A 13,512-nucleotide genomic window follows, 5' to 3' on the forward strand; every position below is an offset into this window, starting at 1 on the left:
ACACGCTGTTGCTCAAGCTTGTGCTTGCTGATTCAGATGCACTGATTGATGCTGACACGCTGTTACTCATGCTTGTGCTTGCTGATGCTGAAGCACTGATTGACGCTGATACGCTGTTACTCATGCTTGTGCTTGCTGATGCTGAAGCACTGATTGAAGCAGACACGCTGTTGCTCATACTTGTGCTTGCTGATACTGAGGCACTGATTGACGCTGATACGCTGTTGCTCATGCTTGTGCTTACTGATTGGCTAGCACTGATTGACGCTGACACGCTGTTGCTCATGCTTGTGCTTGCTGATTCAGATGCTGAAGTACTTTGACTTGCAGATACTGACGCGCTTGCTGATTGGCTTGCACTGATTGAGGCAGACACGCTGTTACTCATGCTTGTGCTTGCCGATTCAGATGCACTAATTGAAGCAGACACGCTGTTGCTCATGCTTGTGCTTGCTGATTCAGATGCACTGATTGAGGCAGACACGCTGTTACTCATGCTTGTGCTTGCTGATACTGAAGCACTGATTGAAGCAGACACGCTGTTGCTCATGCTTGTGCTTGCTGATACTGAAGCACTGATTGAAGCAGACACGCTGTTGCTCATGCTTGTGCTTGCTGATTCAGATGCACTGATTGAGGCAGACACGCTGTTACTCATGCTTGTGCTTGCTGATACTGAAGCACTGATTGAAGCAGACACGCTGTTGCTCATGCTTGTGCTTGCTGATACTGAGGCACTGATTGACGCTGATAGGCTATTGCTCATGCTTGTGCTTACTGATTCAGATGCACTAATTGAAGCAGACACGCTGTTGCTCATGCTTGTGCTTACTGATTCAGATGCACTGATTGAAGCGGATACGCTATTGCTCATGCTTGTGCTTGCTGATACTGAAGCACTGATTGAAGCGGACACGCTATTGCTCATGCTTGTGCTTGCTGATTCAGATGCACTGATTGAGGCAGACACGCTGTTGCTCATGCTTGTGCTTGCTGATACTGAAGCACTGATTGAAGCGGATAGGCTATTGCTCATGCTTGTGCTTACTGATTCAGATGCACTAATTGAAGCAGACACGCTGTTGCTCATGCTTGTGCTTGCTGATGCTGAAGCACTGATTGAGGCAGATACGCTGTTGCTCATGCTTGTGCTTGCTGATTCAGATGCACTAATTGAAGCAGACACGCTGTTGCTCATGCTTGTGCTTGCTGATGCTGAAGCACTAATTGAAGCAGACACGCTGTTGCTCATGCTTGTGCTTGCTGATGCTGAAGCACTGATTGAAGCGGACACGCTATTGCTCAAGCTTGTGCTTGCTGATTGGCTCACACTGATTGAGGCAGATACGCTGTTGCTCATGCTTATGCTTGCTGATTCAGATGCACTAATTGAAGCAGACACGCTGTTGCTCATGCTTGTGCTTGCTGATTGGCTCGCACTAATTGACGCAGACTGGCTCGCGCTTGCTGAGATAGAAGCTGAGTTCTGGTTGTTAGATGCTGAAGCTGAGGCACTTTGGCTTGCGCTTACTGATACTGAAGCACTGATTGATGCACTTACAGATGCGCTTGCTGATTGGCTAGCTGATACAGACGCTGAGTCGCTTGCACTTACAGATGCTGAAGCTGATTGACTAGCTGATACAGATGCTGAGTCGCTTGCACTTACAGATGCTGAAGCTGATTGGCTAGCTGATACTGATGCTGAGTCGCTTGCACTTACAGATGCTGAAGCTGATTGGCTAGCTGATACTGATGCTGAGTCGCTTGCACTTACAGATGCTGAAGCTGATTGGCTAGCTGATACTGATGCTGATTGGCTCGCACTGATGCTTGCTGATACTGATGCTGATGCGCTTTGGCTCGCACTAATTGACGCAGACTGGCTCGCGCTTGCTGAGATAGAAGCTGAGTTCTGGTTGTTAGATGCTGAAGCTGAGGCACTTTGGCTTGCGCTTACTGAGGTTGAAGTACTTTGACTTGCAGATACAGAAGCTGAGGCGCTTTGGCTAGCTGATTCAGATGCTGAGTGACTTGCACTGATGCTTGCTGATACAGAAGCTGAAGCACTTTGGCTTGCACTAATTGACGCAGACTGGCTCGCGCTTACTGAGATAGACGCTGAGTTCTGGTTGTTAGATGCTGAAGCTGAGGCACTTTGGCTTGCGCTTACTGAGGTTGAAGTACTTTGACTTGCAGATACAGAAGCTGAGGCGCTTTGGCTAGCTGATTCAGATGCTGAGTGACTTGCACTGATGCTTGCTGATACAGAAGCTGAAGCACTTTGGCTTGCACTAATTGACGCAGACTGGCTCGCGCTTACTGAGATAGACGCTGAGTTCTGGTTGTTAGATGCTGAAGCTGAGGCACTTTGGCTTGCGCTTACTGAGGTTGAAGTACTTTGACTTGCAGATACAGAAGCTGAGGCGCTTTGGCTAGCTGATACAGATGCTGAGTGACTTGCACTGATGCTTGCTGATACAGAAGCTGAAGCACTTTGGCTCGCACTAATTGACGCAGACTGGCTCGCGCTTACTGAGATAGACGCTGAGTTCTGGTTGTTAGATGCTGAAGCTGAAGCACTTTGGCTTGCGCTTACTGATGCTGAAGTACTTTGACTTGCAGATACAGACGCTGAAGCTGATTGACTAGCTGATACAGATGCTGATTGGCTAGCACTGATGCTTGCTGAGATAGATGCTGAAGCACTTTGGCTCGCACTAATTGACGCTGAGTGGCTCGCGCTTACTGAGATAGACGCTGAGTTCTGGTTGTTAGATGCTGAAGCTGAAGCACTGATGCTTGCGCTCACTGATGCTGAAGTACTTTGACTTGCAGATACAGACGCTGAGGCGCTTTGGCTAGTTGATACAGATGCTGATTGGCTAGCACTGATGCTTGCTGAGATAGATGCTGATGCGCTTTGGCTCGCACTAATTGACGCAGAGTGGCTCGCGCTTACTGAGATAGACGCTGAGTTCTGGTTGTTAGATGCTGAAGCTGAGGCACTTTGGCTTGCGCTTACTGATGCTGAAGTACTTTGACTTGCAGATACTGAAGCTGAAGCTGATTGGCTAGCTGATACAGAGGCTGAGTGACTAGCGCTTACTGATGCTGATGCGCTTTGGCTCGCACTAATTGACGCAGAGTGGCTCGCGCTTACTGAGATAGACGCTGAGTTCTGGTTGTTAGATGCTGAAGCTGAGGCACTTTGGCTTGCGCTTACTGATGCTGAAGTACTTTGACTTGCAGATATTGAAGCTGAAGCTGATTGGCTAGCTGATACAGATGCTGAGTGACTAGCACTTACTGATGCTGAAGTACTTTGACTTGCAGATACTGAAGCTGAAGCTGATTGGCTAGCTGATACAGATGCTGATTGACTAGCACTTACTGATGCTGAAGCACTTTGGCTCGCACTAATTGACGCAGAGTGGCTCGCGCTTACTGAGATAGACGCTGAGTTCTGGTTGTTAGATGCTGAAGCTGATTGACTAGCTGATACAGAGGCTGATTGGCTAGCACTGATGCTTGCTGAGATAGATGCTGAAGTGCTTTGGCTAGAACTAATTGACGCAGAGTGGCTCGCGCTTGCTGAGATAGATGCTGAGTTCTGGTTGTTAGATGCTGAAGCTGAAGCACTGATGCTTGCGCTTACTGATGCTGAAGTACTTTGACTTGCAGATACTGAAGCTGAAGCTGATTGGCTAGCTGATACAGATGCTGATTGACTAGCACTTACTGATGCTGAAGCACTTTGGCTCGCACTAATTGACGCAGAGTGGCTCGCACTTACTGAGATAGATGCTGAAGCTGAGGCACTTTGGCTTACGCTTACTGATGCTGAAGTACTTTGGCTTGCAGATACAGAAGCTGAAGTGCTTTGGCTAGAACTAATTGACGCAGAGTGGCTCGCGCTTGCTGAGATAGATGCTGAGTTCTGGTTGTTAGATGCTGAAGCTGATTGACTAGCTGATACAGAGGCTGATTGGCTAGCACTGATGCTTGCTGAGATAGATGCTGAAGCACTTTGGCTCGCACTAATTGACGCAGAGTGGCTCGCGCTTACTGAGATAGACGCTGAGTTCTGGTTGTTAGATGCTGAAGCTGATTGACTAGCTGATACAGAGGCTGATTGACTAGCTGATACAGAGGCTGATTGGCTAGCACTGATGCTTGCTGAGATAGATGCTGAAGCACTTTGGCTCGCACTAATTGACGCAGACTGGCTCGCGCTTGCTGAGATAGAAGCTGAGTTCTGGTTGTTAGATGCTGAAGCTGAGGCACTTTGGCTTGCGCTTACTGATGCTGAAGTGCTTTGGCTTGCACTTACTGAGGTTGAAGTACTTTGACTTACAGATACAGAAGCTGAAGTGCTTTGGCTAGCTGATACAGATGCTGATTGGCTCGCACTGATGCTTGCTGAGATAGATGCTGAAGCACTTTGACTTGCAGATACAGAAGCTGAAACTGATTGGCTAGCTGATACAGAAGCTGAAGTGCTTTGGCTTGCACTAATTGACGCAGACTGGCTCGCGCTTACTGAGATAGACGCTGAGTTCTGGTTGTTAGATGCTGAAGCTGAGGCACTTTGGCTTGCGCTTACTGATGCTGAAGTACTTTGACTTGCAGATACAGACGCTGAAGCTGATTGACTAGCTGATACAGAGGCTGATTGGCTAGCACTGATGCTTGCTGAGATAGAGGCTGAAGCACTTTGGCTCGCACTAATTGACGCAGAGTGGCTCGCGCTTACTGAGGTTGAAGCACTTTGGCTTGCAGATACAGAAACTGATGCGCTTTGGCTAGCTGATACAGATGCTGAGTGACTAGCACTTACTGATGCTGAAGCTGATTGACTTACAGATACTGATGCGCTAGCTGAGTGACTTGAGCTTACTGATGCTGACGCGCTTTGGCTAGCTGATACAGATGCTGAAGCTGATTGACTTGCAGATACTGACGCTGAAGTGCTTTGGCTAGCTGATACAGATGCTGAAGCTGATTGACTTACAGATACTGATGCGCTAGCTGATTGACTTGCACTTACAGAAGCTGAAGCTGATTGGCTTGAGCTTACTGATGCGCTGGCTGATTGGCTTGCTGATACAGATGCTGAGTGACTTGCACTTACTGATGCTGAAGCCGATTGACTTGCGCTTACTGATGCACTTACGCTTGCACTTGCTGAAGCACTTTGGCTTGTACTTGCTGAGATAGATGCTGATTGGCTAGCACTGATGCTTGCTGAGATAGATGCTGAAGCACTTTGGCTCGCACTAATTGACGCAGAGTGGCTCGCGCTTACTGATGTTGAAGCACTTTGACTAGCTGATACGGATGCGCTGGCTGATTGGCTTGCTGATGCACTTTGGCTAGCATTTACTGAGCTTGATGCTGATTGGCTCGCACTGATGCTTGCTGAGATAGATGCTGAAGCACTTTGACTTGCAGATACAGAAGCTGAAACTGATTGGCTAAGGGATCCGCTTTCTTTAACATTTACTTGAATGTCCTTAAAGTTAAGCTGTCCTGCTTCGTCAGTAATCTTATATTTAAGTGTTACAGTTCCTGTTCCAGTAGGCGTCCCAGAAATTTGGATAGATGGGATATAACCAGTTTTACCAGCCCCTGGTTCATCGGTTCTAGTAGTAACTGTTAATCCAAGTGCTTCTAGTTCTTTCTTGCCATGAATCAGTTCAACCGCTTGATCTGCAAGGTAAGAACTCTGCCAAGAACCAACAGACTTATCTCCTTTGTTATTACCATCATGAACATATAAAGTTTCATTAACTCGTTTACCGACTTCAATCTCAGGAACTAGTGGTTCAGGGGAAGGAATTAGTGAGTCTTTGCTCTTGTTGATAATTGACTCCTGCGCAGCCTCAGTTACAACTTCTTCTGGACGGCCTAGATAGGTAAAGAAATCAGCATCCTTACCTCCCGATCCATTAGTATGTCTGACGAGCATATTAGGATTTTCAGTTAAAACCGTCCCTGTAATAGTGAGTTTTGGAACATAGGTGAAATCAGCACGCCTTTCCACCCCTGGAACATACCTCAAACCACTATATTTGGTTGTACCACCATTACCAGTGTACAAAACCATAGAATTTTTAGCATCTTGCTCATATCTATACTGTTTATCATTATGGAAATATAAAGTTTCATTAACTCTATCGCCTACTTTATATTTTGCAAGAGGAGCCAATGCTTCTTTTTTCCCCTCAGCATCATACGTTACAGCAGGTCCCTTAAACTGAGTAGTAGTAAGGTTCATGAATATGCTGGTTTGAGGAAAGCTACGTCCATCAAAGGTCACATCCAGATTGACACTACTATTAAATGCTTTTGGATTATCACTCTTGAAAGTTACATATGGAATATAACGTCCAGGAGCCACTTCCACACGACCTGTTTCCGAGGTAATATTATATTTCTCTTGTGCTTCTTGCCAGTTTCGAGTCTCTAGAGTTGTTCTTGCAGAAAGTCCTGCAAACTCACTATCCTTATATGAACCGTAAGGATATTCGTCCGCATCAAATTGAGACTTATGCATGTAATATGTTACCGAGAAAGGAACACCTGCTCGTCCCAGAAAGACCCGTTGTCTATTTAAACGACCACTTGTTTCTGGAGAGTTGATGCTATATGGATCGGTATTTAGAAAGAAAGGTTCTTTTGATCCAGTATCGATCGGATTTGCTCTAAATCCAGAATACCCTGTCTTTGGTGCAGTCGCTACAGTATTGTCTACCTTTTGGTTTTTCTCAGCTTGCTTGGTTGTATCCTTGCCTTGGGCTTGGTTCTTATCCGCTATCACACCAGCTGCGATATTGTTGCTTGTCGTTGCTGCTTGGCTTGTGCTAAGAGCTGCACTTGCCAAACTTTGGTTAGCACTACCTGATACAAGACTTACCGCAGGGTTGACCTTAAGGTTGAGCGATGCAGAAGCTGAGGTAGACACAGAAGCCTGAGCTGATGGTTCGCTAACAACTGATGCACTCTCAACTACAGAGGCAGGTGCTTGAGCGCTTGCTGATTCTGATGGTGTAGAGCTTACTGATGCAGATGCTTTTGCACTTGCTGAGACTGATGTAGGAGCTGATGCTGATTGACTTGCTGAGGCAGATTGACTGACTGAAGCTGACTGACTTGCTGAGGCAGATTGACTGACTGAAACTGACTGACTCGCACTCGCTTGATCCTCAACAGATTGACTGACTGATACAGAAGCTGTTGCAGATGCTTGTTCTGCTTGAGCTTTCTTTACTTCTGCTTGCGCTTGAGCGATGATTGAGTTGGCACTTGTTTCAGCCGCTTTCGGTTCAGCTGCGATGACTGTTTTATCCTTTTCTGTATACTCAGATGTTTCATCCGCATAAACAGTTTGCTCTTGAGTCATCACAAATCCTGCAGCCCCCGCGGCCAGGATTCCCCCTATACCCGCTAGCGTGTTAAAACTAAGGTGTGCGTGATCAAGTTCTTCAGTGTCTGACAGGGTACTAGAGACAACTTCGCCCATCCCACCGATACGGAAGAGATCCAATTGAGAATTCGAGGCTTTTACCCAGTTTTTACCCGACTTGTAAAGCTTATAACGCTTTTTCTCATCTACGATCTCGAAATCTTTGTTAAATTTTTTACTTCGAAACATTCGATTCCTTTCTTTTATCCAATTGCGACCCTTTGTTAATCTCATGACCATTAACAAAGTGTAGATTGCGCTGCCTCCCAAAACCAGAGTTAATAAAAGTTGCAGTCAGTTTCAGTTTTTATCCCTTTGACTCAGAAAAAGCAGATTCCATCTGGGATATACCAGCCGTTTTTATCCAGTATATACCACTCATCATTTTACCAAAACGGATTCCCTTTTTCAAGTAATTATATGTAAAATAACAAATGAAAATAGCTAATTTTTTCAGAAAATCCGCTTTTAAGCTTCAAATTGTTGAAAGCGTTTTATTATCTTTTGAACCTCTACTCCCCCCTTTCACACTAGTTCAATTAGATAGAGGCAAAAAAACCTTGACGATTTGCTCGTCAAGGTTCATCTTTTCCAGAGACCTCCTCCATCCAGAAAAAATCCTAGAAAAAGTGTCCCAACTGCATGATGATTGTGACCAAGAGGGTGATAAGAAAGAGAACTCCGCCCAGCACGGCAATCATGCTAAAATCTTGCTTCTCTCTTTTCAACGGTTTTCTACGATTATCTAGCTGCTCGTTGATATGTTCCTGCAGAATTCCCTTTTTCTTCTCTGGCATGATTGTCCTCCCTTACTAAATCTGCATAAAGGAACTTGCCTTCATCGAAAGCAAGTTCTCATGTATCTGGTTAAAGAATGGCCTTATATTGCTCCAAACTAGCCTGATTAGCAGCCTGCTTCTGTCTAGTAAGTGCTGCTTCCATCTCTGATGAATGGGCAAGGGCACTTTGAATTTTATCCACCATGCCTGAGACATTTTCTGGCGCATAAATGTGATCATCCGCAATAAATCGACGGCTATGACAAGTATTTGTGAAACTGAGAATCAACATGTTATTCTCAAAGGCTGTGCGACAAGCATTAAGGATTTCATCGCTGATATTGATATCTAGATACAAGTCACATCTCTCAAAAAGCTCTGCAACCTTTGCCGGACGAATATTTGGATAAAGCGAAACATTCGGATAACGATTGAGCCCCATTAAATGGCCAGACATTTCTGTGATGGCTCCAATATGGAAATGTACATTTGGCAGCTGATTCAAGAGCTGCTCTATTTGCTCAAGCTGATCACTATTGGTCAAAATCAAGGCTTCTGGATTCATATTATTAAGACGCTGGTAATCATAAATATAACCAATATTGTGGAAATAGACTTTTTCTTCCGGTGTTGCCAAGCTTTGAATTTTCTCATATACCTGCCTGTCCTGAACAGCGATGCGGACATTGCGATGAGGCATTTTCATAGCTACTTTCATATTTCCAGGTAAGGCTTCTCCGATAGGCTCTTGCCAGAAAAGAACATCTTCTGCACGACCATTTTTAGGACGAAGAGCGTAGGCCACCAAGAAGGGAGTCGCTAGAGAATTATAAATAATGCGATCTGTATCATATCCACGATATTGCAGATAAAAGACGACAAATTCTTGTTTGGATTTAAAGATGTGACGCTTTCCTTCAAGTGTCAAGATGATATCACCAGTCAGATGATTTTCCATAATCACCACGACATTGTTCTGGTCAAAATAGCGAGTATGGGTCGGACGTTGTGTCTGATCATAGGTTATTTGTGCGAAAAGGCGTCCTTTGCGATTATAGATATCTGCTGCTCGAACCTGCCCCTCTGTATCCAACCATTCGACAGCCCGCACACGTCTTTCATGCGTTGGTTGGCGATAGAAAATATTCGCACGCTTCTTGCCCATATCCAAGATTTCCCCATTTACATTGCTGGAGCGAATCTCCCATAGGTGCGGTTTGGGGACAAGATTAAAATAAATTGGACGGCCTTCTGGTGTATCCAAATCTCCCGTAAAACAACTGTAAGGAGACTCGACATCTGGTGAAAGATAGCCATCGTCTTGCACAACAACAACAGGACAATCAAGTCCTGTTGCTTTTAATGAACGTAATAAATCAAAACTTGCTTGATCATAGCGGTCAAACAAACAAATCATAGTGGTTATGCCTTTCTTTCTGAATCCTACTTAGTTGGTCTGAGCCGATCGAACTAGGTCAGACCAGCGCTGGGCAATATGCTCATCAAGGTAAGGCTCAGCTACCTCACTCGCTAAACAATCTTTTTGTGCGGTCAAGAAAACCTCTCCAATGCTTGAAGAGGTTCGCTACTATGCTCAAGAATTGCTTCGTCTTTCTGAACGCAGACAAGTTGTCTTAAACGATATGGTAGCTCTAGCTCAGCCTTTACCAGAGTATAACATCTTACGGTCAATTCCTGACATCGCAGAAACCACAGCGACATCTATCATTGGCGAATTGGGAGATATTCGTCGATTTCACTCTGCCAATCAAATCAATGCTTTTATCGGCATTGACCTGAGACACTATGAATCTGGGAACTTTCTCGCTAAGGAACACATCACTAAACGAGCTAATCCCTATGCCAGAAAAATCTTGTTCAAGTGCATTCACAACATCGCTTCAGCTAGTCATACCAATCCCTGCCATATCGCTGACTTTTATGTGAAACGAAAAAGACAATCGACAATAGCTTCAACTAAGCCACATACGATTGCCTCTATACATCGTCTCATTCGAACAATGTATTACCCCATTACGCATAACAAACTTTACGATTATTCTTTGACCCAAAATCGATAAGGCTTTCTATGCCGTATTATGGTAACACCTTGTTTCAAAAAATACCAGATGAGGTGTTTTTTAGCATGCCCTTTTATGGATCAAAAAGTGTTAAAAATAAGACAGTAACCTCAGAATAGCTACTGTCTTATCTCTTTTTTTCTTAAAGCCTTGATAGACTTGACAAATGGTAGAAAAGAGCCGAATTTTTCTCCAACAATGAGAAAAAGCCCTACTAAGCAGAGCTTCATCATCAATTATTTTCCAAGGTAGTATTCAGCAACTACGTTCAATTTTTCGTCGAATTCGAATACCAATGGTGGGAAGTTAGGGATTTCCACGTCCATGATTTCGTCATCTGACAATTGTTTGATGTGTTTTACAAGGGCACGGATTGAGTTACCGTGAGCTCCCACGAATACGTTTTTACCATCTTTGAGTGCTGGAGCGATTTTGTCTTCCCAGAATGGAAGGGCACGTTCCAAAGTTACTTTCAAGTTTTCAGCATCTGGGATAACTGAGTCGTCAAGTGAAGCGTAACGACGATCAGTGTGAGCTGAATGCTCATCATCACGGTCCATGTTTGGAGGCAATACATCGTATGAACGACGCCAGATGTGAACTTGCTCATCACCAAATTGTTCAGCAGCTTCAGCCTTGTTTTTACCAGTCAAACCACCGTAGTGACGTTCGTTCAAGCGCCATGATTTTTCAACTGGAACCCAAAGTTGATCAGCAGCTTCAAGCGCCAAGTTTGTTGTTTTGATCGCACGTTTCAAAACTGAAGTATAAGCTTGGTCAAATTCGATACCAGCTTCTTTGATCAATTTACCAGCGTCGATTGCTTGTTGTGTACCTTTTTCAGAAAGATCTACATCAGCCCAACCAGTGAAAAGGTTAGCTTTGTTCCATTCAGACTCACCATGGCGAGCAAAAACCAATTTTACCATTAGATGGATTCTCCTTTTATTTTCCGGGGTCTACCCCGTTTATCTATTCTATTTTACAAAATTTTCTCTCAAAAATCTAGTCTCAGTGAAATATTTGTGAAATTTTCCACTTGCTCAGACTTTTAAGAAAATCAATTCTCCACTCAAGACTTCTAGCTAGCCACTTGTTCTTGCTGGGCGCACTCTGGACAAATACCATAAACGACCATCTGACTCTTGGTGATTTGATAACCGGTCTGCTCTGCTGCTTCCTGCTGAACGTCTGGCAAATCCAAGTCCATATCCGCAATCCGACCACATTTTTCACAAATGACATTGAGGTGCTGATGCCCCATAAAATAATAATAGGTCGTCGTGTCATTTCGGACTTTGAGCTCAGATACAAAGCCCTCATCAATCAACACTTTTAGGTTGTTATAAACAGTCGCCAAGCTCATATTGGGAAATTCAGGCAAGAGGGCTTGGTAAATCATCTCTGCGCTAGGGTGGTCATGACTGCTGATGATAAAAGCAATCACGGCCTTTCTCGTCTCTGTGATTCGAACACCTTTCAGCCTCAGATGTTCAATTACTTCCTGGTAATTCTTTTCATACTCTTCATTCATCTTCTCTATACTCCATCCACATTCATTCTAGCTTATTTCCATTATATCATGACAAACATAGATTTTCTATTAAGAATGATTGTAAATAAGGAAAAATATTAATCTGCCTAATAGACTTATTCATTTTAATTAAGTAGATTTTTGCCTCAAAGCACGATATGATAGAGATGTTAACAAATATGTAAGCGCTTAATTTTAATATATCAGTTTTATAGTAAGAAATTCTGTAGCCAAACTTCTGCTATTTTACCTGCCTTGCAGGAAACATGCAGGACAACTATTTGGGTACAGCTGGTTTTCTATCACTTTTTAGAAAAAATATATAAATGAGGATATCATTATGAAAAAAACACCAAATCGCTGGTTCATTTTAGCAGCAGCTATCTTAACCAACCTTTCTTTAGGTGCTGGATACGCCTGGTCTGTTTTTCAAAAAGCGCTGCTGGAAGCCAATGCTAGCCAAGGATGGGTGCAAGCTCAAACCTCTCTAGCCTTCAGTATCTCTTTTGCAATGGTGCCAATCGGCATGATTATTTTCGGACCTAAAGTCGATTCATTAGGCCCTAAGAAATTTGTCTTTCTAGGAGGCATTCTCTTTGGTGCTGGTATGTTTGCTACAGGATTTGCAACTTCTCTTCCTGTACTCTACTTAACCTACGGGGTTGTCCTTGGTCTCGGTATCGGATCAGCCTATGGCGCTTCAACTTCTGTCGCTACCAAATGGTTCCCTGATAAAAAAGGGCTCGCGGGTGGTTTAACCGCTGCTGGCTTTGGACTTGGACCACTAATCATCGGACCACTTGCCAAAACTCTCATCGCTTCAATGGGCGTTTATTCTACATTTAAAGTTCTGGGAATTGCCCTACTTGTCGTTATCTGCTGCTCTTCTCTTGTCATGGAAAAAGCTCCAGTAGCTGCTCCAGCAGCAGGAAGTTCTTCACCGACAGGAAAAACTCACAAAGAAATGCTACGCGAAGGCAACTTCTGGTTGCTGTGGCTCATCTACATTTTAGGTGCTACTGGTGGTATGATGATTATCGGTTCAGCAGCGTCTATCTCTGACCAATATAAACTAGTTGGAGAAGCCACTCTATTCGTTATGCTGGTTTCTATTGCCAATACTTTTGGACGAATCTTCTGGGGAGCTGTATCGGACAAAATCGGGCGCTACCCTACTGTAATCGCCATGTTTGGCGCCGTCGCTGGTGGCTTGGCGCTGACCGCTCTCTTTAAAGGGGAGGGAAGCATCCTTGCAATCTTAGGCGTCATGCTTGTCGCCCTATCCTTCGGTGGCTTCCTTGGATCTTTCCCAGGTATTACAGCCGAAAATTGGGGCGTGGCCAATGTCGGCACAAACTACGGCTGGATGTTTACGGCTTATGGTGTTGCAGCTATTGCCGGACCACAGTTAGGAGCTCGACTTGCTCAAGCAAACAAGGGAGACTATTCAATGGCCTTCTACATTGTTATTGGTATGGCACTCCTTGGTATCGTTCTACAATTATTCTATATTTCTAAATCAAAGAAAGCTTAAATCTAACACTAACTCTGGGGTATCCCGGAGTTTTTCTTTGACAAAGAATCTGTTAGCCAGCAAAAATTGACAAGAGCTCCCCTGACTAGCATAAAAGCCGAGACAAACTCGGCTTT

8 protein-coding genes and 3 pseudogenes are annotated in these 13,512 nt (G+C 44.3%); 4 read left to right on the plus strand and 7 right to left on the minus strand.

The genetic code is table 11. The annotated features are described in order from the left end of the window. The first annotated feature begins 8 nt into the window (after positions 1–8). Positions 9–323 carry a hypothetical protein gene (locus HMPREF9960_RS11000; protein ID WP_050784090.1) on the plus strand — a complete coding sequence of 105 codons (315 nt, stop codon included), beginning with the start codon at positions 9–11 and terminating at the stop codon, positions 321–323. Here the strand turns inward: HMPREF9960_RS11000 and HMPREF9960_RS11120 are convergent. Then, positions 215–5,404: pseudogene (locus tag HMPREF9960_RS11120) on the minus strand (hypothetical protein); the annotation flags it as partial. The gene HMPREF9960_RS11000 and the pseudogene HMPREF9960_RS11120 overlap by 109 nt on opposite strands. Before the next feature lie 1,240 nt (positions 5,405–6,644). Here HMPREF9960_RS11120 and HMPREF9960_RS10790 point away from each other — a divergent pair. Continuing rightward, entirely contained in the window at positions 6,645–6,977 is a 333-nt protein-coding gene (locus HMPREF9960_RS10790) for a hypothetical protein (protein WP_005589544.1), read from the plus strand. A gap of 82 nt (positions 6,978–7,059) precedes the next feature. Here the strand turns inward: HMPREF9960_RS10790 and HMPREF9960_RS10795 are convergent, their stop codons facing one another. The 4 genes and pseudogenes from HMPREF9960_RS10795 to gtfB all read right to left on the minus strand — a co-directional run bounded on the left by HMPREF9960_RS10795 (position 7,060) and on the right by gtfB (position 9,664). After that, positions 7,060–7,197, minus strand: a complete 138-nt coding sequence (locus HMPREF9960_RS10795; protein ID WP_005589542.1) for a hypothetical protein — start codon at positions 7,195–7,197, stop codon at positions 7,060–7,062. 319 nt (positions 7,198–7,516) lie between these two features. Continuing rightward, positions 7,517–7,708, minus strand: a pseudogene (locus HMPREF9960_RS10800) (KxYKxGKxW signal peptide domain-containing protein); the annotation flags it as partial. Positions 7,709–8,088: 380 nt separating this feature from the next. Beyond that, the gene (locus HMPREF9960_RS05035; RefSeq protein WP_005589539.1) at positions 8,089–8,265 is read right to left on the minus strand and encodes a hypothetical protein; all 177 of its coding nucleotides are present in this window, start codon (positions 8,263–8,265) and stop codon (positions 8,089–8,091) included. Positions 8,266–8,335: 70 nt separating this feature from the next. Continuing rightward, complete coding sequence (gene gtfB, locus HMPREF9960_RS05040; protein WP_005592231.1) at positions 8,336–9,664, minus strand: accessory Sec system glycosylation chaperone GtfB; 1,329 nt, start codon at positions 9,662–9,664, stop codon at positions 8,336–8,338. Positions 9,665–9,770: 106 nt separating this feature from the next. On the opposite strand from gtfB, the pseudogene HMPREF9960_RS05045 reads away from it, so the two are divergent. Then, a pseudogene (locus HMPREF9960_RS05045) lies at positions 9,771–10,328 on the plus strand (transposase); the annotation flags it as partial. 236 nt (positions 10,329–10,564) lie between these two features. Here the strand turns inward: HMPREF9960_RS05045 and HMPREF9960_RS05050 are convergent. After that, positions 10,565–11,257: a phosphoglycerate mutase gene (locus HMPREF9960_RS05050; protein ID WP_005589536.1), complete on the minus strand. Its 693-nt coding sequence runs from the start codon at positions 11,255–11,257 to the stop codon at positions 10,565–10,567. Between the two features lie 152 nt (positions 11,258–11,409). Beyond that, positions 11,410–11,862 (minus strand): Fur family transcriptional regulator, encoded by a 453-nt coding sequence (locus HMPREF9960_RS05055; protein ID WP_005589533.1) that lies wholly within the window; start codon positions 11,860–11,862, stop codon positions 11,410–11,412. Between the two features lie 340 nt (positions 11,863–12,202). Between HMPREF9960_RS05055 and HMPREF9960_RS05060 the strand changes: the two genes are divergently transcribed. Continuing rightward, positions 12,203–13,396: an L-lactate MFS transporter gene (locus HMPREF9960_RS05060; RefSeq protein ID WP_005589531.1), complete on the plus strand. Its 1,194-nt coding sequence runs from the start codon at positions 12,203–12,205 to the stop codon at positions 13,394–13,396. Positions 13,397–13,512 lie beyond the last annotated feature (116 nt).

Source organism: Streptococcus cristatus ATCC 51100, assembly GCF_000222765.1.
Taxonomy (GTDB): Bacteria; Bacillota; Bacilli; order Lactobacillales; family Streptococcaceae; genus Streptococcus; species Streptococcus cristatus.